Below are 24,783 nucleotides of genomic sequence, written 5' to 3'. Positions count from 1 at the left end.
GCCCATGGGTTAGCCGATGGATACAACCTTGCGAGTGGGGCGTTCCTCGAAGATCATTTGGGCGCAAGAGTGCCCCGCCCAGCCTGCTGGTGAGTTCGAGCTTCGGAACGATACGGCGCGCTCAGCAACAATAGAAACAGCGCTCGGTTGGCTTGATATCTGGCGGCCGAGCGGCTGCGCCCTGAGCCCGTCATCACCTGTTTGCCCTCGTCGGTATGCACGGACCACAACCACCTTCGTCCGCGCTGCTTCAACGACAACTCGAAGACTGGAAGCGTTGACATGGCTACGTGGTATCATTTCTCACGGCCGTGCGTTTGGTCTTCGGAAGGCCGGAACGGTTCTCGCGGCGGACCCTCTCCAGACGATGCCTGACTGCGGCCAGCTTGGCAATGAACTCGCTTGATCCATCAACCCCGAACTCACCAGAAGCGAACTCATCCAGTGCTTCCTGCCGTGCCATAGATGCCAGACGTTTGCGAGTTTTGGCGGTCAGCGTCATCTGCACGACCCGAGCATCGCTTGCGCAGTGCTTACGCCGCAGGAATCCATTTTTCTCGAGCAGCTTTGAGTGGGTCGTCACGAAGGAAGGATCGACGTGCATCAGCTTTGACACCACGTTAACGGGGACACCATCTTCTTTCCCCAAATAGGCCACCGCCATCAGGATCATCCACTGTGCTCCAGTGATGCCAAGTGCATTGGCTTGGAATCTCGCAAGCTCTTCGAGACACGCGCTGATCGATCTGATCTCCCACACGAACGGCCGGACTGGCTCCTGCCCGTCGCTAGAAATGTTGCCAAGCGCGCTTGCTGGACCAGGTAAATCCGACGCCATCGTAGCTCAGGTTTCCCCCTTTACCAGCTTCCCTTAGCGCGAATGAGAAGTGACGACAACGCCGTAAGAGCAGGCAAATCAAATACTTGGTACGATACGGACGTAATGGGGAGCGTGCCAATCTTGAACTGGCAGGAGCAGTTGCGGCCACACCGCGCTCATTGTCTTGATGAACCAGGAGCATTCAGGGGCGGCTTTTGTCGGGATCGATACCGCACGCCGGTAAGATTGATGCCCCTGCCAACAGGACGTCCATGGTCTGCTTCGTTGGATACTCGCCGGCTTGTTCGCTCCTTTGTCGCATCATCGAGCGGTCAAAGTCTCGAGCGAAGAACGTTAGAACATCTGCGCAGCAGCAAAGGATAAGACTTGCTCTTCCCACGCGGTCGGACTGCAATGTCCAGCACCGCGAGCTGTTGGGCGCAGCCCATCAGCCTCGATAAGACTGGCCCGATTGTGCCGAAAGCAATCGATAAGCGACAAGGCAAGTTCAACAACGAGGTCCGGCGGCAGGCTATCGTCGCAGCCAATACGATGCATCGGAAGCCAAGACGATACGTCTTGACACTCGGTTGCCGGCCCGGCCGCCGGTTCACGCATTTCACCAATAGTGGCGTGGGGGTTACCCGATAAACCGCAGTATAGTCCCGTCATCCGATTCCATACTGGCGGTTTGCCTTCGTATAGTTGAGCTGGCCTTTGGTTAAACCTAGACTTGCGAGTAGTCGCAAGCTGCCGATTGCAATTGCCAAAAAAGCTTGCGCGATTCATCAATTCGACGGATTCGGGACCATGAATTGCAGGCGCCTCCCTCCTCGTATGGCAAAGTGTCGCAAGCGATCGGCCGATGGAAAATTGGGCGGCGACCGTCGTTCTCGAGCGAACACGTGTGTGGTCCGGGGCTCGCTTTCCTCGAGCATATCGGGAGCGGAATCTTGAGCCAGGATGCAAACCGCGGGCCCACGGTCTGCTTTCTGCTCGGCCTTCCACGGTCCGGAACGACGCTGTTGGCGCATTTGCTCCAACAGCATCCGGAAATTACAGCTCCACCAGAGCCCTGGCTCATGCTGGCTCTTGAGGCGTTTGGCAGGGTGGACCATCGTCACCCGGCCGGAACATCTCTGATCGAAACGGCAACCTCCGAGTTCTTGGGCCGGATCGATCGCGCTGCGGTCAGCCGTGCCTTTGCGGATGCGGCGTACGGTGCGTATCTGTCCTCGGCGGGCAAGCGCATCATCGTAGACAAGACACCACGCTACTGGATGGTGCTCGACTATTTGGAGTCTCTTTATCCTGAAGCGCCACACATTCTTCTGATGCGCAATCCCTACGCCATTGCCGCATCGCTGAAGTCGACCTGGGGAATCCCTCTTCAGGCGGAAAGCTCCCGTTCGGTCAGCGTGTCCTCGCTTGCTGATCTCATGCTCCGTCTGCCTGACAGCATTGCCTCTTCGCTTGCTGACCTGGTTCTCGGCTTGCCCAAGCTCGCTGCGCACCGCGATCGTCGGCAGACGATGGTGGTGCAGTACGAACGCCTGGCGGCGTGTCCGGAGGAGGAAATTCAGCGTCTCATCGCTGGCCTTGGCTGTGATCCAAAATACACTGCAGCTACGTCGACGGCTCAGGCCGATTATCTTCACTCCAGCAGCTTTGGAGATCGGAAAATCCTCCAAAGAACGACCGTCGATGCGAGGTCTGTCGACGCGTGGCAAGTCCAATTGGGCATCGAAGAGATGCAAACGATAACCGATCTGATCGGCGTCGAGCTGATGATACAGCTCGGATATGGAGAGGAGTTGCGGCACGCACAACAAGCCGGAGTGGTTGATAAGGGACGCGAGGTCACCGAGCTATATCGTCAAATATTTCGAATGTGGTGGGATCTGCGCGTCAGCAGGGAACGGGTATGGTCGAACATTCCAGCCAACCCCGGTAAGCTGACCCCTGGCATTCGGTAGCCAATCGCGAACTCTTGCTCCACACCAGATGCAGCGCACGATGCGCAGCATCTATCCGGAACCGACCTCGACCAAAATCAGGAGCTGACGAGTTCGATGGCGGCTCAGTTGCGCATGGCGCTCTTGGCCTCGGAATCGGATCGAGGCGCCCAGCAAGAGGCCGTTCGGGATCGCGACGCCATTATCGAGGCGCTGCGGCGCGAGATTGTGCGGCTCGAGGAGGGGCGCAGCAATCACGAGCGATGACCCTCAGGATTATGGTCAAAATGTGCTGCCTGCCTTATCGAGCTCGTTGTCTAGCTAGCAAGCGGAAGTAAGTCCACCGACTCGCCTGTCCAGCCGCGCTTCGATTGGATGCTGGCAGACGCCAACGAAGGATGGACTGCGCTATCCGCTGTTTGACCCGGTGGTCGCCGATGCGCTATGGCAGGCGCCGATCGCTGCAACGCCTATCGGGCCGCTAGCGCGAGGCAAGGCGGTACTGAACGAACTAGAGATCCCGCATCGTAGAAGACACATGCTGCCGAAACATCTGCGCCGTCTCGAAGCTGAATCGATCGAAATCATGCGTGACGTGGTCGCCGAGTTCAAAAAGCCGGTCATGCTTTACTCGATCGGAAAAGACTCGAGCGTGATGCTGCACATTGCGATCAAGGCCTTCTATCCAGCAAAGCTGCCCTTTCCCCTGCTTCACGTCGACACGACCTGGAAATTCCGCGAGATGATCAGCTTCCGGGACGCGACAGCCAAGCGCCTCGGCCTCGACCTGATCGTCCATGTGAACGAGGAGGGCATCAAGCGCGGGATCAATCCGATCGGCTCCGGGTCCGCGCTTCATACCCAGGTGATGAAGACCGACGCCCTGAAGCAGGCGCTCGACCTCCACGAATTCGATGCCGCCTTTGGCGGCGCCCGGCGTGATGAGGAAAAGAGCCGTGCAAAAGAACGGATACTCTCCTTCCGTTCGGCCGGGCACGTGTGGGACCCCCGCAATCAGCGGCCGGAGCTCTGGAACCTGTTCAACACTCGGATTCGCCTGGGCGAAACCATGCGCGTTTTTGCGATGTCAAACTGGACTGAGCTCGACGTGTGGGAATACATCATGTGGGAGAAGATTCCGGTCGTCCCGCTCTACTTCGCAAAGCAAAGACCGATCGTGCGTCGAAATGGCGCGACGATCATGATCGACGACAAGCGATTGCCGCTTCTGTCTGGCGAGACGCCGCAAATGCGGATGATCCGTTTTCGCACGCTGGGCTGCTATCCGTTGAGCGGGGCTATTGAATCCGACGCGACGACGATCGAAGACATCGTCGCAGAGATGCAGACCGCGACGGTGTCGGAGCGCCAGGGTCGCCTGATTGATGCCGATGAAGCCGCTTCGATGGAGAAGAAGAAGCGGGAAGGCTACTTTTGATGCTTGCCAAAGCGATAACGCAGTCTGTCCAGGCCAAGCCAAAGGATCAGCTGCGATTCATCACGTGCGGTTCGGTGGATGACGGAAAGTCGACGCTGATCGGCCGCCTGCTGCACGACAGCAAGATGATCTACAATGATCAGATGACGGCGTTGGAACGGGACAGCGCCAAGCACGGCACTACCGGCCGTGACATCGATTTCGCGCTGCTCGTCGACGGGCTTGAGGCGGAACGAGAGCAAGGCATCACCATCGATGTGGCCTATCGTTTCTTTGCGACGGAACGGCGCTCGTTCATGGTGGCCGACACGCCCGGCCACGAGCAGTATACTCGCAACATGGCAACGGGCGCCTCGAATGCCCAGCTCGCTATCATCCTCATCGATGCCCGCAAGGGTGTGCTGGTCCAAACCAAGCGCCACTCGTTCATCTGTTCGCTCCTTGGTATCCGCCATCTCGTCCTGGCGGTGAACAAGATCGACCTCGTCCACTACAGCAAAGAGACCTTTGATCGGATCGTCGCCGACTATGTGGCCTTTGCCAGCGATCTTGGCTTCGAATCGATCGTTCCGATCCCGATCTCTGCCAGGCACGGCGACAATGTCGTCAATCGCTCCGGCAACACTCACTGGTACGATGGTCCCTGCCTGATCGGCCAGTTGGAAAATATTGATATCCAGTCCGACCGCTCCGGGCAGGCCTTCCGCTTTCCGGTGCAGTGGGTGAACCGGCCGGACCTGGATTTCCGCGGTTACGCCGGGTCCGTGGTTTCGGGAAGCATCTCGGTGGGGGACGACATCGTCGTCGCAGCGTCTGGACGGACCACGCGCGTCAGGCGGATTGTGACGCAGGGCGGCGATCTGTCCTGCGCCGAGGCCGGCGATGCAATCACGATTACCGTTGAAGACGAAATCGATATCGGCCGTGGCGATCTTTTGGCACGTCCGACCGAACGGCCGGAGCTCGCCGACCAATTCGTCGCTCATCTGATCTGGATGGATGAGGACCAGCTCGTGGTCGGGCGCAATTACATTCTGCGCATTGGATCGCAGACCACAGCCGCTAGCATTACTGCGATCAATCATCGGATCGACGTCAATACACGAGAGCATCTGGCAGCGGGGACGCTTGGCCTTAACGAGATCGGTTTTTGCAACATCTCAACCGCCCGGCCTGCGGCGTTCGATCCTTACGAGGTCAACCGCAGGACAGGATCATTTATCGTCATCGACCGTTATACCAACCGTACGGTCGCGGCCGGGATGATCGCACGTCCACTGCGGCGGGCTACCAACGTCGCATGGCAACCCGTTGCAGTGGGACGGAAGGAGCGGGCCGACCTCAAAAACCAGAAGCCTTGCATCATTTGGTTCACCGGCCTGTCCGGCGCGGGAAAATCGACGATTGCCAACATCGTCGATCAAAAGCTGTTTGCAATGTCCCGGCATGCCATGCTGCTGGATGGGGACAACCTGCGGCACGGCTTAAACGCGGACCTCGGCTTCTCCGAGGTCGACCGCACGGAGAACATCCGGCGTGCCGGGGAAGTTGCCAAGTTGATGGCGGACAGCGGCCTGATCGTAATTTGTTCGTTCATCTCGCCCCACGGGGCCGAACGAGACATGGTGCGCAGCCTGGTCAGCAAGGAGGAGTTTGTCGAGGTCTTTGTCGATACGCCGATCGAAGAATGCGCGCGGCGCGATCCCAAAGGTCTCTATTCAAAGGCGAGGTCCGGTAGAATCAGGAACTTCACCGGTATCGATGCGTCCTACGAAGCGCCGATAAGGCCCGAAATTCATCTCAGGACCATGGAGCAGACACCTGAGCAAATGGCCCAAACCGTGATCGATGTCTTGATGGCCCGCGCAATTCTTGGCGGTTAGTGTTCATCGAACCCGTCACCTTCGCATCGCACCATCGATGGCAGGAGATGCCCCTCACTAACCTAGTGTCCCGGCCACCGCGACTCGGGTTAAGCATAGGCATCAAACGAACTCATTCTCTAAAGGAACAAAATGGTCGCGTCCACACGTCGATTGCCCGCTTCTGGTTATGTGCTCGAAATTGACGGTCAATTGAAAACCGAATTCGCGACCAGGGAGGGGGCCTTCGCGGGAGCCCAGGAGCTCAAGAAGCGCCGTCCCATGCTCCAGGTCAGAATCTACGACGCCAGGACAAAGGCCAGAGAGGAAGTCCGACTTCCAGTAGCTTGAGTTTTTCGCTTGACGCCGTTTTCCTCGCGTCCAGCTAGGTCACTATCGAGCCTCTCGTAACCGAGCTGCCGGCGTCTCGACCATCCAGCTTCGATCTCTCGCGCGCGATGAAGGGGGCAACTCGTTCCTCCGGGTCTAGCCGCATCCGCCGAGCCCCAATTGTTTCCCAGGGCATTGACCTGCAAACAGAAGCAGCCTGTCCCGGCCCCCCTGCGCTATGCCTGCTCTCGGGGCGCGGTCTTAAGTTTTGGCCGGGCTTCAAAGGGCTGTCTGCGGGGCCGGCTGTTAACATGTCTGCGCGAGGCGGGCCGGCAGGGGACAATGAGAAGGCCGCAGGGAGAGGCTCGCGACGCCAGTCGTGGTCCCCCATGTTCATTCCGGACCGCTCACCTCCTCAATGAGCCTGCAGCTCGATGGGTTCGGTTCTTCCGGGAAGACCCGCCCCAAGGCGCATCCTAAAGGGCAAGGCTATCGCCGGTGCGGTTTCCGGCAATTCGACATTCTGTTTCGTGCTGAAGCGACACTGGCCTCGAGCCGGACCTTGAGGATGTGGCAGGCCGGATCGAGAGTGTGCTCGACATTTGGCAGGTCTAACAGAAGAGCGAAGGCGAGCAGAACGGCTCGAACGAAGCTATCCGTCGAGCTCGAATGCCTCATGACTGAGGGCAGGCTCGCCGCGGCGTAAGCCGCGAGCTGCTCCGCGACCGAGCGGCTGAGCATTCGAGCTCCACTGCGGCTCACGTCGGCTGCGTTCTGGATCAGCCGTCAACTACGGTGGGCGGACCGCGGTGATGATCGACTGCCGAGACGATCCTAACGTCAGACCATGAAAACTCTGAGCTAGCTTGCTGCCGATCACTTCGCTCAGCCGCTCGAGCTGGCTTATCGCTCCCAGTGAAGGTGCACGTCAGAAAAAATTCACACGAGAAGATTTCGGAAGAGGGTTGAAACGCACCTAACGTCAAGTTGTACGATCTGAAAATGGACGGCAAAGGTCGTCAACGTCCCGAATTCTCCAACGAGTGACAGTATGCGAATGTCTCAAGTCCAAGGCGCACGCAGGATCAGGCTCATCAGCAACGGCGCGTATCATGTCCGTCACGCGCGGATTGATATCCGCACGCGATGGCCCGACGTGCACGTTCGTTCCGAACCTCAACCCTCGTCTGAGTGCAGGGAGGGGGCGTAAGCCGATCGGCGCCTAGCTAACAATGCGGCGGCGCTCAAATCCTTGCATGCGTGATGTGATGGGCCGCTAGGCGAAGCTCGCCTGCGCCTATGGTGTTTCTCCGCAGCAGCAGATGAACCGAGAAAGCCCGCGCCCAAGGGGGGGAGGTCGCGTCATCGCGCTTCAGATCCACGACGAACACGGTTTTAAGGGGAATGGTGTGACTAGACAACGCTCTTTGCTGACGCCTGGTCCATTGTCGCTGTCGCTGGCGGTCAGGAGCCAGATGCAGCTCGATCTCGCATCGCGCGATTGTGAGTTCAAGGAAGTGACCGCCCGCATGAGGCGGCTGATGCTCAATCTGCTGGGAGGTGCCGAGGACTATTCGGTGGTCCCTATTCAGGGAGGCGGCTCCTTTGCAATGGAAGCCGCTCTGTCTTCATTCGTGTGCAAGGACGACAAGCCACTCGTTTGCATAAATGGCATCTATGGCGAGCGCATTTTAAAGATGCTGCGGCTGTGGGGCGTCGAGGCGCTGAAACTTGTCAAGCGAGCTACCGAGCCCCTGGACCCCCAGGAAGTTGCCGAGCAGCTGAACCGAAATCCCGGCGTTACTCACCTATGTCTTGTGCATTGCGAGACGACGACCGGGATCGTCAATCCGCTGGACGCGATCATAGAGGACGCGAGGCGGCGTGGCGTCAAGACGATCGTCGACGGCATGAGCTCCTTTGGCGCGATTGACATCGACCTAAGCCGTGGCGGACCGGACGTCCTGGTGACGTCGAGCAATAAGTGCATCGAAGGGCCGCCGGGAGTAGCTTTTGTCATCGCGTCTGGCGAGCTGCTGGAAAAAGCGGTTCAAGAACCAAGGTCATTTGTGCTCGACGTGAGAGATCAATGGCTCTCGCTCGAGCGCACCGGTGAGTGGCGGTCGACCCCGCCCACCCACATCGTTCAGGCAACAACGAAGGCCTTGGAGATTTTGGAGGGGGAAGGCATTGACGCCAGGCGCCGCAGGTATGAGAAGGTCAGAGACGCTCTCGTCCAAGAACTCGAAGGGGTGGTGTCTCCGCTGCTGTCCGCCGACTTGCAGTCGCCGGTCTGCGTCGCGTTCAATGCGCCATCCGCAATCGTGGATCAAGCAGGATTCGATGGGCTATATCGTCACTTGGCGGTCCACAACCTTTACATCTACTCGAAGCTGCATCTTGCAACGCGGAGTTTTCGGGTTGGTTGCATTGGCGACATCCAGCCCAGTTGGATCGAGCAGTTGGGGTGCGCCTTTCGTACATATTTTCGGTCCGGTCCGGCTCCATCCACGGGGACGGTGTCAGCCCGGCAGGCCTGCGAGCGCGGCGTCGAGATGTCTCCGCCCTTCACAAGGACCTCGCAGCCCCCATTTTCTGCCGAAACTGCTGTTCTGCACGCGGGCTATCGACGCGATCCGGTGACGAAAGCCGTCGCGGTGCCGATCTATCAGAACACGGCTTATGAACTCGATGGCGATCTGAATCACATCGCGGACGTCTACAACGTCAAGGCCGATGGATTCACCTACACGAGGATCATCAACCCGACGACCCGCGCATTGGAAAGAAGGTATGCCGCGGTCGACCGGGGGAGCGACTCGCTCGCCGTCGCATCAGGTCAAGCGGCAACCTTCCTTGCCATCGTCAACCTGTCAAGCGGCGAGGTGGGGGACAATATCGTCGCCTCACCGTATCTCTATGGCAATACGTGGAATCTGCTCCATAACACGCTAAAGCGTCTTGGTATCAGCGTCAGGACGGCAGACCCCCGAAAGCCCGAGACCTTCGAACGTGCCATCGATGATCGCACGATCTGCCTGTTCGGAGAGGTGATTTCAAACCCTTGTCTGATTCCGCTTCCGGTCAAACAGCTGGCTGAGATCGGCCGAAAGTACGGCGTTCCGTTGGTCGTGGATAATACGACGACCCCGCTGGTATGTCGGCCGTCAGATCTCGGTGCTGCGATCACGACCTACTCCGCTACGAAATACATATGCGGCCATGGCACGACGCTGGGCGGTCTGATCGTTGACAACGGCAAGTTCAGCTACCGGGGAGCCTTGCGCTTTCCCTTGTTCAACAGCCCTGACGATGCCCATGGCGGGATCATCTGGCGCAATGCGCTGCAAGATGTCGACGACCTCGGAAAAAGCGAGGTTCTCCTGAAGGCTCGCATGACCTGGTTGCGCGATACCGGCGCGGCCATTGCCCCCTTTGCGAGCTTTCAGCTGATCCAAGGCCTTGAAACGCTGCCCCTTCGCATGAAGCAGCACTGCGCAAACGCCAGGATCGTGGCCGACGTTCTGAAGGCGCATCCAAAAGTGCGCCGTGTTTTCTACCCGGGGCTGTTCGAAGGAGCCGATCAGGAAACTGTCGACCAGACACTCAATCCCGCATACGGACACGGCGCGATGATCATGTTCGAGGTAGAGGACGAACAGGCCGGGCGCAAGTTCATCCAGAATGTTGACCTGATGTATCACGTTTCGAACGTAGGGGATGCCCGTACGCTCGTGACGCATCCTGTTTCGACCACCCACACCACCGTTCCACGGGAGAAGCGCGAAGCCGCCGGCATATTTGGCGGCTCGATTCGGCTTTGCGTCGGCATCGAAGATGTCGACGACATCGTGCGCGATCTGGACAGGGCGCTTTCCGCAATCTGACAACTTGTAAGGCGATCAGGAAGAGGGTTCTCATGAATCAGGCAGACGCTTGGAAACTGAGGTCGTCACGTTATGAGGCTGTTCAGTTCAGCCGCGAGATCAATAAGCAACTGTCCGAGCTGAGGCCGGACAATGTAACGGGAGCGGTCTATATCGCCAAGGATTACGCGGTAATCGCCGCTTGCACGCTCGCGACGGTCTGCGTCTCTTGGTGGCTGTACCCGCTCGCCGTTCTTCTGATCGGCGCCTACCAGCGCGGCCTGACGACGATAGCTCATGATGCGGCTCACCGTACGCTCGCGAAGAACACGACATGGAACTACGTCCTCGGCATTCTGTTCGCGGCCTATCCCCTGTTCCAGCGTCACTGGGCCTACCGGATCTCGCACGTCTATCTGCATCATCCGTATCTCGGCGATCCGGAGAAGGATCCCGACCTGAAGTTCTTCATGGCCAATGGTGTTTACGACGTCCAGCCTCCTGAGCGGTACGCCTTCAATATCATCTGGAAGCCGATATTTGGTGGCGCGACACTGGCTTATCTGAAGTATCTCTGGACCAATCGGTTTTCGATCACAGATGCCGAGGACCAGAGCCGGTCAAGCATACTTGTCGACAAGTATGGCTTTTACCTTTTCTGGATCGGCATCCTGGCCGGATCATATGCTCTTGGGCTGCTCCACATCGTGATCCTGTTTTGGATCGTCCCCTATCTCACAACGTTTCAGGTCCTTGGGTGGTTTGTCGAGCTCGCCGAGCACTCGCCGATGTGCGAGACCGAAACGAAGAACGTCTATCTGACCAGGAATCGGAAAGGGAATTTTTTCGAGCGGGCTATCCTTGGACAAAACCTGGACGAGTATCACCTCGAGCATCACCTGTCGCCGGGTATCCCATTCTGGCTTTTGCACAAGGCCCAGAAGATCCGGATGCAGGATCCGGGTTACGCAAAGGTTGCCGCGAGCTGGGGAGGGCTCTTCGTCAAGGGGCCTCAAGGTCAACCCAGTGTCATAACTCAGTTGAAGGAGCGAAATCGACGCTTGTATGAGCAGTCGGTTGCCGACGCCCATGCGAAGGGGCAAGTGGCGTGACATTGCCACGGTCAGACAAAGCCCGTGCGGTGGTCGGCGTCACCTCGAACCGTCTTTTGGTCGATGGTGTGCATCGCGACTGGCTGCGGCGCAAATACCTCAAGGCTCTGCTTCATCATGCGGGCGTGGCGTGCGTCATATTGCCGACGATCGACGCGGAAGATGCGAGGCTAGAGGTCGGCCTGGCGACCATGGGTGCGCTCGACGGCCTGGTGCTGACAGGAGATGAATCAAATATTGACCCTTTCGTCTTGAAAGCGCCTGCATCCCTTCCACCACCTGATCAGCAAGACGTTGATGGCGGAATCCGTGACCGCCCGCGGGACAGGCTCTCTGCGGTTGCCATTGGGAGCGCCATTGCGCTCGGAATGCCGATCTTGGGCATCTGCCGCGGGCTTCAGGAGCTCAACATCTATTTCGGCGGCACTCTTCATCCATCGCTTGCCGAGTGGAGGCTGGGAAGCGGCCAGATGCATGCCGAGAAACCAGATCGCCCAAGAGACCGTCAGTACGATGCTGCGCACAGCGTGAGGATATCTCCTGAGGGTGCGCTCTTTCCGATCGCGCGCGCCAACGAAGCGCAAGTGAACTCCCTGCATAACCAAGGCATAGAGCTGCTCGCCGCCGCGCTGAGGCGCGAGGCATGGGCGCCTGACGGACTGGTTGAAGCAGCTTCGGTCATTGGCGCGCCGACGCTGCAAATCGGTGTGCAATGGCACCCCGAATGGCACGCCTCAACCGATCTCCTGAGCCAGCGACTGTTCACGGCTTTTGGAGAGGCGTGTGTTGCGTACTGCCAAACAAAGAAACACTAGAGGCGGATTGTGACGTTTCAAACCAAGCGCGGTCCGCCCAGGTCGAAGGACGATTCTCTCGGAATTGATGCACAAGCGTGCTTCGGGGAGGGGGCCGCGCCGCGCCGCCGGCAGGGGACGGGCGGACGATTGACCAGACGCTTCGCTCTGGGAATTCTCTTTGTGGCGCTCTATGTCGTCCTGAGCGCGGCGGGCGAAGTTTATGCGGCGTCGTATTTTCAGCGGGCAGATGCGTTCGTCGCTCTCCTCGTGTCATTTGCCGCGGTGTGTCTGACATTCAATCTGCTGGCAGGTCACAAGAGAAGAACGGCACCAGTTGCGAAGTCGGCGCTGCTGGTTTTTGTGTCGCTCAATGTCGTGACCGCAATCAGTTGGATCGGGTTGTTTATCGGCCTGAAATACGCCGAACCTGCGATCGTGGTCGCGTTCATGGTGGCATTAGGACCCGCTGCAACGGTGTGGTTAAACGCGCTGATCAGGCGGCAGGGCGTCCCTCCAGCATCCGATATCATCGTGAGCGTTACGATCGCAATAATTGGAAGTTACATGATTTGGATCTCGGCAACCGGCAACGCTGGCGTGGAGTGGGGAGCTCGATCGTCCTTCGGCATCGTCCTGGCAATCGTGGCCGGCCTATCTCTCGCCCTTACAAATATACTCGTCAAGCTGCTATTCGACCGCGGATTTTCAGGTCGACAGGTGTTGGCGCATCGCTTTTACGGGACAATCCTCTTGCTGCTGGCACTGGTAGATCATTCCTCCATCGTGCTCGAGATCTCACAGCATTGGCTTGCGATCGCAACGATTGGGCTATCCACGATCATCGTTCCATTGCTCTTGTTCCAGGAGGGCATTCGGCGCGTGGAGCCCTTCACGGTCAACATGGTCCTGTCCACCGCTCCTGTCATCACGTTTCTGTTCCAGTACTTCGATTCTCGTATCGTGCCTTCGCCACATACGTTCGTTGGAAATGTTCTCATTACGGCTGTCGCCGTCGGCAACGTCTATTTGCAATACCGGAGATCTACATGAACGGACGAAATTGTGTAATCGTCGACGCATATTCGACCGGCCGATTCTTGCCGGAAGAGTTCAAGCGGTATCGAATTTCAACAGTGCACGTGATGTCGGCTCCACAGATTCCGTCCATCTTCCAATCGCATTTCAATGCGGATCTGTATGATGAAGTCATTCGACCGCCCGAGCGCATGAGGTACGAGGAGGTCGTTGAATATCACCTTCGGGCTCTCCAAGGCAGGGAGCTGGAGTTCGTCATAGCGGGGTGCGAGACAGGAGTTGAGCTGGCCGATTCCATCTCGGAGCGGCTGGGCTTGCCTTCAAATGGCACCGCCCTTTCAGCCGCCCGGCGCGACAAATCGCGCATGTCCGAAGCGTTGGCCTCAGCAGGCGTGCGATCGATCGGACAAGTCGTGTCCGACAATGCTGGAGAGATCGCAAGCTGGAAGCGACAAGAGAGCTTCGATGAGATCGTGATCAAGCCGCTGAACAGCACGGGCACGGAAGACGTGTTCTTTTGCTCGACAGATGCGGATATTCGGCGCGCTGTAACCGCGATCGTCGGAAAAACGAACCGTGTCGGAACGCTCAATCAATTGGCGCTTGGACAGGAGAAAATAAAGGGCCAGCAATATACCGTAAATGCCGTCTCGATCTATGGTGAGACCTTCGTCACGGAGGCCTGGACCTATGACACTGTTCCTGTTGAGGGCGCGTCATCGGTCTGCTCACTCGAGCGGTTATTGGGTGGTAAGGAGCCGATCGTCCTTGAACTGTCCGACTACCTTGTGCGTGCGTTACGGGCGCTTCGGATCGCCGACGGACCTGCTCATGCCGAGATCATCGTCGATGATCGGGGACCGGTTTTGGTCGACTTCGGAGCGAGGCTGCAAGGAACCATGTCGGCAAAAGCTCGGACGATGGCTTTGGGCCATAACCATTTGACCCTCACGGCGTGGCGCTACGCCGATCCCAAGGGCTTTGCTGAGTACATGAGGCGACGCGGGGTCTACAAACGGCAGGCTCATGCACTGTGCGTGTCGCTGATTTCCGACATCGGCGGTGTTGTTGCCGGCTATCCCGGACTTGATACGATCCGCAAGCTGCCGAGCTTCGCGGATGCCATTGCATTCGTTCCGATAGGGCAAAACCTGGTTCCGACGATCGACCTGGCCTCGACGCCAGGCATTGTGTATCTCGTGAACAACGACCTGATACAGCTTGAGGATGACTATCGCCAACTGCGTGCGATGCGGATGGACCAGGTGTTCGATTTGGTGGCGCAGGAAGCGAACCAATGACCGACACGCGCGACAGTTGCACGAATTCAGCCGCCGCGGCGATGATCGGTGTGAGCGACTTCGATGGCATCCTTCGAGGCAAGCACGTCCTGGGTGAAGATCTTTGCGTCGGGGATAAAGTCATCAAGTTTTCCGAAGCGGTGCTCGCGTGGGATTGTTCGGACCGGGTCATTCCCGCGAGCTTCACGCAAGAGCCGCAGTCAGTATTCGGGGACGCCGATCTGCGCATTCTGTCAGGCACCGGCCGTTCGGTGTCTTATGCCGGCGATCAATATCTCTATCTCGCCGAGTTTACGGGCGCACATGAGAGCGTCTGCCCGCGCGGTATTCTGCGTAAAGTCCTACGAAGGGTTGCCGACCGCGGCTACGGCTGCACTGTCGGGTTCGAGTTTGAGTTTATGTTGTTCAAGGAGAACCCCGACACAATTGAAGACAAGCCGTTCGGCCAATGGGCTCCTTTGACGCGGGGCCCATTCGGCTACTCGATTGCGCGGTCTGTTGCGCACCGGGAGCTGTTCGGTGAGATCCTGGCGCTTTGTGAGAAGTCCAGAATACCTCTCAGCGGGCTGCACTTTGAAACGGGACCAGGCGTGATTGAAGCGTCACTTCGGCATTGTGATGCCCTGGAAGCCGCCGATCGCGCAATCATATTCAAGTCGATGATAAAGGCCTGGGCGCAGACGCGAGGCATGACGGCTACATTCATGGCCAAGGTTTCCGAGAAATGGCCGGGACAGTCCGGCCATATTCACGTCTCGATGTCCTCAGATGGTCAGAATGTATTTTACGATAGCGAGGCGTCTCGCAACGTCTCGAAGCTCATGAGGCACTTCATCGGCGGACAATTGAAATACATGAATGAGTTTTGTGTGCTCGCTGTGCCGAATTTCAATAGCTACAAGAGATTGGTACCTGGTTGTTGGGCACCAATCTGTCCGAGCTGGGGAGTCGACAACCGCTCCTGCGCGATACGCGTCATTCCTGGAGAGCCATCCGTACATCGCCTCGAATATAGGCTGCCCGGCGCCGACCTGAACCCATATCTTGCGCTCGCATGTGCCATCGGTTCCGGCATATTGGGTATCGAGACAAATGCGGCGCTCCCGGCTTCGATTGCCGGTAATGCAAGCACGGAGACCTGCCTTCCATCCGGGAGACTGCCCCAAAGCCTGTCAGAGGCAACATATCGGTTTGCACAGTCGCCGGCAGCCAATGATGTCTTCGGTGAAAGGTTTGTTGAAGCGTTTTCTTGCTCCCGGCGTTGGGAATGGGAAGCCCTTCAACATCGAGTCACAGACTTTGAGCGCCGGCGGTACTTCGAGATCATTTAGACAGCTTGAGCTCCACAGCCATACGCTGCTGCAACCAATTTGTTGACAATTCGCATCTCGGGTCCTGTCGCCATCCTGTGAATGGCACCAGCGAGCCGGTGCGGCTGCCTGTGCCGGCGCGATGTTCGACTTCGATACAGAGCGAAGGCGGTCATGGCTGCCTGCCGCGCTTTTGGCGAAGCCAGGGTAGTCTGCCGTTGATCTGCCCTTTGGCAGGAAGGGGGATCAACAGGCTTGTCGTTCCGGTTCCGCGCTGCGGCGATCGTGTCCCGTAGCGTGGTGTAACTCGCGGTGGGACACCGCGTTCGCCGGCGAGGGCCGGACTGGTCAGCTGCAATCGACGGTTGGATCATCGCTCAACGGCGCGATCGTTTCCAGCGTCATGTAGTGGGCCCGTTGGACGGCCCATTCATCGTTTTGCTCAAGCAGTATCGCTCCGATCAGGCGCACGATGGCGTCCTCATTAGGGAAGATGCCGACCACCTCGGTGCGCCGCTTGATCTCGCCGTTGAGGCGCTCGATCGGGTTAGTAGCGCTTAGCCAGCGCTCTTGACTATTTTGTATTGCTGGACGAACCGCCTCCGTCGTGGTGGCGCAGCCGTGTAAAATTTGTCCCATAGCGCTTCCTTCGAATCGTGCGATAAGGATGCACCATCAAAGCCCGGGACTAAACATCTAGCGAACCTGAACCCGCGGTAAGCGCGCCGCAGGCAAGCGGACGACGATCTGGCTGTCCGTGATGTCGACGACCTCCTTGCGCTTCCTCCCGTCATCGTACCGCAATTCGAACGTCACTCCCGATGCAGATGGGGCAAAGGGCTCAGGCGTAAGGCTGATCCGCCCCTCCCCCAAATTCAGAATGATCGGTCGATCCGCCGAGAATCGGGCGTCGAGCAGCACCAAGTCCAATCGGAGAGACTGGAGCCGCACGTTGAGCCGTCGCCGCACGCCATCACGTGGCCAGATACGCAGGGTATGAGCGAACGTCTCGATGGTGCCACCGTAACAAACCTGCCCAAAGATGGGATCGTCGGCAACGATCGTCGCAGCAGCGCGGACCGCCCCACAAAATCCCAGGTCGATCTCGCACGAATAATACCACGTTCCACGGTGATGCGGCTGACCGAGCCATGTGGTTCCGCTCGGCGCCGGCTCGAAACCGCCACCGGCCGCGCCGTCATTCTCCTCGCCCGGATACCAATAGCCATGACCGGCCGACGCAGGGCCGCTGTTCAGCAAAGCCCACGCGCTGAGTTGTGACGCATAGCCGAGACGAAGGAGCGGATGCGGGTCGTCTGCATCGTTCAGCGCATGATCAAGCAGCGCCCAGCCGCCCATCTGCGCCATATAAGTCAGCGTATAGGCGTCGCCCGCAGTCGCGCGATAATCGCTGCCCAGGTAATAATAAGCAGGTTCCAGCCAGCCACGGCAAAACAGATTTGCAGCGATCTGACGCTCCGCGAAGGTACGCGCTGCCGCCTTCGAAACCCCCATGGCGACAGGGTCGTCAAGGGCCGAACGCGCCAGTGCCTGTGTTGATTCGAAGGCTGTGGAATCGAACGGATATTCCGACTTGAACAGGTCCGCCTTTGGATCGACGAAGGCGCGCACCTTACGCGCCCAGTGCGCCTCCAAAGTCGCTGCCTCGCGCGTCAAGCCCGCAGTCGTAAGCGCCGAAACCAGTTCGGGGATCACACATTCGTTGTAGAAGCCTGTGCGGTAGGCAGACCACATCACCACGCGCACCGGCACCGTGAACATGGCCAGCGCCGTACCGTAGGCGCGTACCAAATAATCTCGTGCGCTCTGGCGTGTGGGTATCGCAGGATGGTCACGCGCGATGCGGTGCATGGCCAAATACATCGCGAAGATGTGCGGATAGTCATAAGGCCGCCAGATATGCAGGCGGCCCTTTGGGCCGGGATCGCTGCTTTCCCGGTTCTGCTTCCAATCGGGTATGCCGTAGAGGCCGTAGGCGTATGCCTCCTGTGTGGTACGTTGCAGCCCGCCCCAGACGAACGTATCGATATACCGGTCCAGCGACGCCACTTCCGCCACATCAGGATGCTCGGCATTCTTGGTCGCGAGGTAAGCGGGCTTGCTCAGCCCGGGATCGTCGCACGTCACCTCATAGATGCGCCAGCCGTTGATCCGGTCGTAATTGTCCGGGCCAAGCAGGACCTGCGTCTCCATGTTCCACTCGCCAAACAAACCATCGTACCATTTGGACGGGTCACGATGCTGCCGCTTCACGATGAAGGTTGCGCGCTTCTTCATCATCGTCTCGACGGGCTCAGTAGCGAAGAATTCAAGAAAGGTCTGGCGCGCACCCGGCTGGTGCAGGGTCAGCCGGTTCTCGCCCAATCGCGAAAACCGGACCCGCCACAGTCGCCTGCCAGCCCGATCCGGCAACCGTTGCACCACCGTGTCGCCGGTAAATTCCGCTTCGATTCGCTCCACCGGGATGGAGGACGCGAGCGCGATGTCGACATGCAGGTCGTTGGGAACCGTCATGCCCGGCATTACTTCCACGTCCACCAGACCGGCGTCCGCGATAGCCCTACGTGCCGCCTCGTAATCGGCAACCCACTGGAAGCGAAGATGGTAACGCCGTTCCTCGGCCGGTGACAGGGACAGGGAATGGGTCGGCTGTCGCCAGCGAGTCCCGCCCGCCACCGCCTCGCCGGCGGCCGCCCCGCCCAAGATGTAGGCGCACCACGTCCCACTGGCTTCGGCTGAATCCTTGTGGACATCCCAATATTCCAGTGACGTGTCCGCTTCCGGTAAGAGCATGAGGAAGGGACCGGTGCTGTTGCCGCGAATCCAGAAGATGTGCGATCCATGCCCCGAGACGAAGCTGTGCTTCAAAACAGCCACCGACACCGGTTGCCCTGCCGGAAATTCGGTGTTCATCGGCATGGGCAAATAGAGGTCGCCAACCTCCACGCTCGCCATGCCGTCGTTCCGCAGCATGATCTCCCACGTCAATCCGGCCTCGTCGACTGCGAGGCGGCTCGTGAGAAGGACGCCGGCATCGCGGGTTGCAAGTTCAAGGGCCGCGCTATGCATCGGCTTCGTTGCATCAACGCCGGTTCGAAGCGTATGCCACTCGGATCCGGCGCGCCGAACTCTAGCGTGAGCCGTCCCCAGCACGGCTCCAGGCAGGACATAATCGGTGTCATACGTATCGTTACGATAACGCAACGAGGTAATGCCGTCTTGTGTGCACCCAACGACGAAGGGAGAGTCGGCCGCCTTCAACACCATGGCGACCTTGCGCCGCGGCCGATTGGGTGTAGGCACCGTAACGCCCCCGAACAACGCGCTACCCAAGAAGCTACTGCCCAACAGCATCGTACGACGCGTATACGTCCTGAAGTTAGACATGCCTTTGGTCTTCGTCATCAACCATATCCGGTATTGCCTTATACGGATGATCAAGGCGTGCCGTTTCCCGCCGTAAACGTCAACGCGACAAAGCGACATACGTTCTCAAGTACCGAGTGTTCGGTCGGCACCGCTTCGTCACCATCGGTCCGTCCCCATCGGCGCAGTCTCATTCTGATTGGTTTCTTCCGCATATTTGGTGCTGCACGAGCGATCGGGGTTAGATGGGTTGAACAGTCGTTCTCAAGCAGCCAGGAGGACGCGTCGACGCAATAGCGGGTAGCTTGCCCCGCCATACATTTGTCGTTTGATGGCTTTGATCCTGCTGATCTGGCCTTCGACCGGACTGGTTGTCCAGGAGGTAGTCATTGCCGCTCGGACCGCATCGATGTCGCGTGCAATGCCGTTGGCCAAGCTCTTGAGCTCGCTGTTGCCTGCTTGTGTGATCCATTCATCGAGCCCGGCGATGTCGCTACCACTGAGAAGGGACACAAACCGCTTCGCCAGCTCGGCCGCCATGGCGAGTTCCGGAGCTTGCGCAAACAGATGGCCGAGGAACAGCCTGGCTTCAGCATCGATCTGATCCGGATTCTGGCTCAAATACCAAGCACAGCGACGACGCGTGGGAGCTTTCCAGGTCAGGTGTGGTTGTGCTGCTCCTCCCGCGTCTGCATGTGCACGCCTGTCGGCGGCCCATCGCGCGACGGTCACCCGACTTCCAGTATAACCCTGTTGCTGAAGCTCCCGCCAAAGCTGCTGGCCCACCTGGCAGCCGGAGGCCCACCGCGCTTCGAGCCATGCCTCGAAGGGCGCGAGAAGGTGTGAAGGTCTGTGAGGACGCGAATGCTCCGGTTCGCGCAGCGTTCCAATTGGTGAGTTGCCCTTCCTCCTCAGGGGGAAGGGCTCCTGCGTCTTGGATGATGAGGGTGTCCGGCGCCGGCACTCCAGGTAACTCCGCAGCCCGATGAGATCAGCTCACGAACACACGCTCTGTTCCGCAATCTTGGAAGCCTCATTGCACGCGCGAAGCGTGACCGGTGGAAGCCATGGCCGCGCTCCTTGTTTTGTGCGGGCGGGAGTGTGCTTGGTCTCTCAGCCGCCGACCCCTGCGGGCGGAGCCTTGGTCGGTGACGGCGGTACAATGCGCCGACGCATCCTATGTTGTTAAGAAAACTAAGGCTCCGTTGCGCTTATCGTCCGCTCGACCTCACCGGCCAGTATCCGGTGATGAGCTGCCAGCTTGGCCAATAACTCTTTCTTAGTCGGGCTGGTCGCCAGCTTGCTGATTAGCTCACACTCTTCCGCCTCGATCCGACGCTTTTCCAAGTGTGCCCGCATGTCTTTCATGGAGGGCCTCCCCGCCAGAGGCAGTGATCATCTCATGCGAAACCTCACGGGAACAAGCTGAGAACAGATGGCGCCCCATGGAAAATGATGGGCTGAGAACATCAACCAAGTCTTGCTCCCGGACACTCCCAAGAATCAAATCAGGATACGGCGGCCTGGATACGGATTAGGACACTCGCTGCGACAACTTGAAGACCCGGAGGAAACCGGACTGACAGGCTAGCCAATATCTGCAATCCTCGCTGAAAGTTCAGGACGGATCAATTTTTGGGAGTTTCAATGCCGGCGTGGACCGCAGAGGACGAACAGCGACTATTGCAATTTGTTCGAGAAACAGGCCTCGCGCAGCGCGAGATCGCTCGGGCGAACTTAGGCAGCGGTGAGCTGCCGGCTGATCCTTATTAAGAAGCGCGTCGCGGAGCGCGCGGATTTGCCCCTAGTGCCGGGGTCAATTTTTGTAATGACTCAACGCAACGCCGCCCGCTTAAAATACATGCGAGCGGCGCTTGCTCTAGCCCCAGGACGGTTATTGGCAAAATCCTGATAGGTACAGTTTGGCACAAATGCAAAGCGCGCGCATACCTAAGAATGGTTAACGCGTCCGTAAGAATACGGGAAAAAGTGGCAGGCTCGGTTCCCCGCTTGGGCCGTCTCTTATGCGCGGATTAGGACACGCTCACAGGGAGGTTCTGTTGGCACATCCTGCGAACATGTTCAGGCGTCCTCCCCCTCGTCGGCCTTCTTCTCCTCGAATAAGCCGATCCCTGGGGATGACGACCGGGCCTCACCGGGTAACCCCATGCTGGGGCCGTTTCTTTGGGACTATCCGTCAAGGTTGTCGTCTGGGGAGAGTCCCGCGAGATCGGCAAGCTCATCAAGCTGCTTGAGGCCAAAGAAGAGGCCGCCAACTGAGGCGGCCTCCGTTTTGCTACATGAATAGAGCGATAGCCATAATTGCAATGGGACTCAGCCCGAGCGCCACGATGAGCGCACTAAAAGATATATCGCTGCCCATGGCACAACCCCTGCGTTTGGGGTTAAATCCTATGCCCGAACGCTGAGTGGCCGCTAGTGCAATTTGTGCCAGGCAGTTTCAGGACACAAACCGGTCCTCAGACTGAGAAGGGGGATGTCCCGATCGTTGTTGAACTAGGTCGGGCCGATGTCGCCGGAATGAATGTTACGCGGCCCTCGTGACGTGGGCAACGGGGTTGATCGTCATGCGATTGTGGCGAGCTTGAAGAGCCGCACGCAGAACCGGCAATTGCTTATGCGCCTTCAATCGTCGAAAGCCCTTGTTGGCCTCGATCATGCCGGCCGCGACCCATCGCACGGCCTGACCTGCATCCCGCCAGCGTTTGACGTTGCGCGTGACGCGGCGAATGGTGCCCATCATGTTCTCGGCGATGTTGGTACAGGCGAGGGATCAACGAAGCTCCTTCGGCAGCCTCAACTGAACGACAGTCAGGGATTTCGTCGAGGCCTTCGAGGATGCTGGCCGCGACGCCGGGCCATTGCTGGTCGAGCCGACGCGCGAGATTGCGGATCAATTTTTCAGCCTTGTCCGCGTCATCGAGCTCCCAGGCCTGGCGCAACACCCGACGGGTGGCCGCATGATGCTCTTTCGGCAGGCGTTCCATGATGTTGCGCGTCTTGTGGATCTGGCAGCGCTGGATCGCAGCGGCCGAACCGAAGGTGCGGCAGATCGCCTTCGACAACGCTTTCGCGCCGTCGGCGATGAACAGTCTTGGCACCATCGGGTCGAGCCCGCGCGAGACCAGGTTGTCCAGCAGGGCCTAAACCGTTGCGGCATTCTCGGTCGCCCCTTCCATCAGAGCCAGCGGATGCTTGTTGCCTTCGCCGTCAACCCCGATCGCGGCGACCAGCACGAGATCGTCGCCGAGATGCAGCCCATCGATTTGGACCACCAGAAGGTCGAGCACGGATAGATCGGCAGCCATGAAGTCGGCCAGCCGCGCCGCCGACAGCGCTACGAACCTCCGCGAGGCCGCCGATTTCGAATCCCCGATCCAGGCGATGCCGGCACGTCACCCTCGGGCAGTCGGACAGCGCAGCCGAACCGGCGCGTCGACACATTGATCAGCATCAGGTTCATCGCCCAGCGACCGAGCCAGTCCTCCTGCGCCGCCGTTTCCCAGCTCGGGATCGTGACCTCGCGGCCGTCCACGCCCCGGACCCGCCGGCGCTCGACCTCGATCTTGCCGCCATGGAAACCGATCCATCCCCGCGTTCGGCCCTAACGGTGCGCCCGCCGCGCTGCATCGCGACCGTGGCGCGGCCCGCAGGCCGCCGACACATCCGCCTCCATCATCGTGCCGAGCGCCTCGATCCCCGCCGCAAGCCAGAACCGATCGAAGCTCGCCCGCACTTCCGCAAACGCTTCGTCCACAGCCCCAGTCGCCGGCGAACCAGCCGGTGTGATATCTCTCGTCATGGCGTTGCTCTCCTTTGTGGAATCAGCTCCCCGAGCCTACCGGCTCAAGGTGGGCAACGCCGACCTCTTCAGAAATTCAACAGGACCCGGGACATTTCCCTGAGAAGGCCTTACTCATTCTTGTCGTCTTGTGACGGGCAGCTTCTCAGGGGCGGTTAGCTTGTTCTATCCCGCCGCGAGTCGCCCTGGCGCTTGCTCGCTTCGCTGGCGTACGAGTTTGCGCCGACCTGCAGACGTTTTCGTTCCACGCGCGGAATGTAATAGAGGTCGTCCCACGACCGCGCTTCCTCGCTTAATGCAGGCGAGAGCGCGCTCGCTCTCTCAGCGACGGAGGCCTCAAGCCCTCTCATTTTCAGGCCAATCCGGCTCTTAGCCCACCGTAGTGAGACCTCCGCGGGAGAAGTGTGTCGCCCCGGCAACGTTGCGATAGTTCCGTTGATGATTGAACATGTTTGATCTTCACGGCGTTACGGATTCGTCGTCTATTGAGGGCGGACCTTCAGCGGCGATACTATTTCCAAGACATTTATTTGAGATCGGGTCCAGGAGGTCGCTGTCCAGCGCCAGCGGCCTCTTCGTTTATTGATTTTAGAGGACCGTCCGATGTCAGTACGGGTGTGAGCCGTTGCCGCTTCGATCGGCTGGACAGCCGTTGTGGGCACGATGCTGCTCTACATGATTTCGGTCCAAACTGACTCATCGCTCTCCCAGCCACGACGTTGATGGAAGGTGCGGCGAAAATCTTCGTCGCCCGCGCGCCACCAGGGCTATGCTTGAACGGGTAAGCACTACGCACCCCTCGTCAGTACACAAGCGGCCTGTTGCCCCGAATAGGATATCCAATTGACACCATAGTTGGTCTCACGGATGAATTCGTCGAAAGCTAAATCTTTCATGCTTTTCGAACCCTACGTAGTTGAAGTACTCGTCAAACACGATAACGCATCCCGGACGAATCTGAGACTTGAGCCCCGTAAAGAGGCTTCTTGTGCTTGAATATATGTCGCAATCGACGTGAATGAACGCGACGGGCAGCTCGCGCTGAGCAAACACCGGAATTGTCTCATCAAACAGACCAGACAAGGCATCAAACCTGAACTCGCCATGATCGGCAAAAAAACACAGCATTCGGCATTTCTGTGCGGATTATCTCAATGGCTTGTTCTTGCGCAATCACAGACAAAGTACGAAACAAGCTATGGTTTGTTCTGGGTAGCCCGTACATTTCCGCTGCGATTACAAGTTTGCGCAGGTGTTCATTTGCAATGTCCTGCTTGCCAAGCATTGTCGACAAAGCTTTGGCGACCTGGCTGGTAGATTTTGCTAGCCGATCGATCGCTGCCAATAGGCGATCATCAGCCGATTCTGTCATCGCGTCATTCCTTTTGACGGCACTTAAAAAGGGAGTGATCAAGCAATGCCGGAAAGGTGATAATCAATAATGCGCCAAGCATGATGCCGACGTTCGGCGCAACATCGATAGCATCGTGCACGCGATCGCTAATGTTGCTGTTGCGACCAACGTATGGAATTCTTAAGATGCGTCGGACGTCCGCTCCGTTCTCCATCACAGCACGTTTTCCTAAGCAACCGTGAGTGGCTGGCCTCTGAGCGCCGCTTGCGGGAGTCCAAAGCTCTCCACGAGTCACGCCGATAATCTCCGCAGCGTGTCGCCGGGCCAATCTCGGGAGACCCGCGGCCAACGAAAAGTCGCGCGGGCGGCTTGGGGGACCACCCGCGCTAGTCT

The 24,783-nt window shown here is 58.6% G+C and carries 17 protein-coding genes and 2 pseudogenes; 10 read left to right on the top strand and 9 right to left on the bottom strand.

Features of this window, described 5'->3' with window-relative positions; genetic code table 11:
* Positions 1-286 precede the first annotated feature (286 nt).
* Entirely contained in the window at positions 287-838 is a 552-nt protein-coding gene (locus CI41S_RS15100) for a MarR family winged helix-turn-helix transcriptional regulator (protein WP_139481465.1), read from the bottom strand.
* 935 nt (positions 839-1,773) lie between these two features.
* On the opposite strand from CI41S_RS15100, the gene noeE reads away from it, so the two are divergent.
* From noeE to CI41S_RS15050, 10 genes are all read left to right on the top strand, one after another.
* Positions 1,774-2,796 carry a nodulation protein NoeE gene (gene noeE / locus CI41S_RS15095; protein ID WP_283813124.1) on the top strand — a complete coding sequence of 341 codons (1,023 nt, stop codon included), beginning with the start codon at positions 1,774-1,776 and terminating at the stop codon, positions 2,794-2,796.
* Positions 2,797-2,892: 96 nt separating this feature from the next.
* Positions 2,893-3,042, top strand: coding sequence for a hypothetical protein (locus CI41S_RS44985; RefSeq protein WP_283813123.1), 150 nt, complete (start codon positions 2,893-2,895; stop codon positions 3,040-3,042).
* Positions 3,043-3,313: 271 nt separating this feature from the next.
* On the top strand, positions 3,314-4,213 hold the full coding sequence (cysD, locus tag CI41S_RS15090; RefSeq protein ID WP_139860089.1) for a sulfate adenylyltransferase subunit CysD: 900 nt from the start codon (positions 3,314-3,316) through the stop codon (positions 4,211-4,213).
* Positions 4,213-6,096 carry a sulfate adenylyltransferase subunit CysN gene (gene cysN, locus CI41S_RS15085; RefSeq protein ID WP_139860087.1) on the top strand — a complete coding sequence of 628 codons (1,884 nt, stop codon included), beginning with the start codon at positions 4,213-4,215 and terminating at the stop codon, positions 6,094-6,096. The genes cysD and cysN overlap by 1 nt, the downstream gene beginning before the upstream one ends.
* Before the next feature lie 1,784 nt (positions 6,097-7,880).
* The gene (locus CI41S_RS15075) at positions 7,881-10,292 is read left to right on the top strand and encodes a 2-aminoethylphosphonate--pyruvate transaminase (RefSeq protein WP_139860085.1); all 2,412 of its coding nucleotides are present in this window, start codon (positions 7,881-7,883) and stop codon (positions 10,290-10,292) included.
* Positions 10,293-10,324: 32 nt separating this feature from the next.
* Positions 10,325-11,383, top strand: a complete 1,059-nt coding sequence (gene rtxC, locus CI41S_RS15070) for a dhydrorhizobitoxine desaturase (protein ID WP_139860083.1) — start codon at positions 10,325-10,327, stop codon at positions 11,381-11,383.
* 29 nt (positions 11,384-11,412) lie between these two features.
* A complete protein-coding gene (locus CI41S_RS15065) occupies positions 11,413-12,198 on the top strand; it encodes a gamma-glutamyl-gamma-aminobutyrate hydrolase family protein (protein WP_244622192.1) in 786 nt (261 codons plus the stop codon).
* Between the two features lie 129 nt (positions 12,199-12,327).
* A complete protein-coding gene (locus tag CI41S_RS15060) occupies positions 12,328-13,230 on the top strand; it encodes a DMT family transporter (protein WP_172628055.1) in 903 nt (300 codons plus the stop codon).
* Positions 13,227-14,516 (top strand): ATP-grasp domain-containing protein, encoded by a 1,290-nt coding sequence (locus CI41S_RS15055; RefSeq protein WP_139860081.1) that lies wholly within the window; start codon positions 13,227-13,229, stop codon positions 14,514-14,516. Before CI41S_RS15060 ends, CI41S_RS15055 begins: the two co-directional genes overlap by 4 nt.
* Positions 14,513-15,847 (top strand): glutamine synthetase family protein, encoded by a 1,335-nt coding sequence (locus CI41S_RS15050; RefSeq protein ID WP_139860079.1) that lies wholly within the window; start codon positions 14,513-14,515, stop codon positions 15,845-15,847. The genes CI41S_RS15055 and CI41S_RS15050 overlap by 4 nt, the downstream gene beginning before the upstream one ends.
* Positions 15,848-16,174: 327 nt before the next feature.
* Here CI41S_RS15050 and CI41S_RS15045 read toward each other — a convergent pair.
* The 8 genes and pseudogenes from CI41S_RS15045 to CI41S_RS15015 all read right to left on the bottom strand — a co-directional run.
* A pseudogene (locus tag CI41S_RS15045) lies at positions 16,175-16,387 on the bottom strand (transposase); the annotation flags it as partial.
* A 135-nt stretch (positions 16,388-16,522) separates the two neighbouring features.
* Positions 16,523-19,252, bottom strand: a complete 2,730-nt coding sequence (locus CI41S_RS15040) for a DUF5695 domain-containing protein (protein WP_244626525.1) — start codon at positions 19,250-19,252, stop codon at positions 16,523-16,525.
* A gap of 225 nt (positions 19,253-19,477) precedes the next feature.
* Positions 19,478-19,945 (bottom strand): transposase, encoded by a 468-nt coding sequence (locus CI41S_RS43495; protein WP_283813121.1) that lies wholly within the window; start codon positions 19,943-19,945, stop codon positions 19,478-19,480.
* A gap of 462 nt (positions 19,946-20,407) precedes the next feature.
* On the bottom strand, positions 20,408-20,581 hold the full coding sequence (locus tag CI41S_RS43490; RefSeq protein ID WP_172626753.1) for a hypothetical protein: 174 nt from the start codon (positions 20,579-20,581) through the stop codon (positions 20,408-20,410).
* A gap of 1,180 nt (positions 20,582-21,761) precedes the next feature.
* A pseudogene (locus CI41S_RS15030) lies at positions 21,762-23,036 on the bottom strand (IS256 family transposase).
* A gap of 861 nt (positions 23,037-23,897) precedes the next feature.
* Positions 23,898-24,164 (bottom strand): TylF/MycF/NovP-related O-methyltransferase, encoded by a 267-nt coding sequence (locus CI41S_RS45325; RefSeq protein WP_430650022.1) that lies wholly within the window; start codon positions 24,162-24,164, stop codon positions 23,898-23,900.
* Positions 24,124-24,408: a hypothetical protein gene (locus tag CI41S_RS15020; protein ID WP_139860073.1), complete on the bottom strand. Its 285-nt coding sequence runs from the start codon at positions 24,406-24,408 to the stop codon at positions 24,124-24,126. Before CI41S_RS15020 ends, CI41S_RS45325 begins: the two co-directional genes overlap by 41 nt.
* Positions 24,409-24,412: 4 nt before the next feature.
* On the bottom strand, positions 24,413-24,604 hold the full coding sequence (locus CI41S_RS15015; RefSeq protein ID WP_139860071.1) for a hypothetical protein: 192 nt from the start codon (positions 24,602-24,604) through the stop codon (positions 24,413-24,415).
* Between the last annotated feature and the right edge of the window lie 179 nt (positions 24,605-24,783).

Origin of the sequence: Bradyrhizobium ivorense (genome assembly GCF_900696085.1) — a bacterium.
GTDB lineage: Bacteria > Pseudomonadota > Alphaproteobacteria > Rhizobiales > Xanthobacteraceae > Bradyrhizobium > Bradyrhizobium ivorense.
The sequence above is the reverse complement of the archived record's forward strand: the minus strand, read 5'-3'. Positions and strand labels throughout refer to the sequence as shown.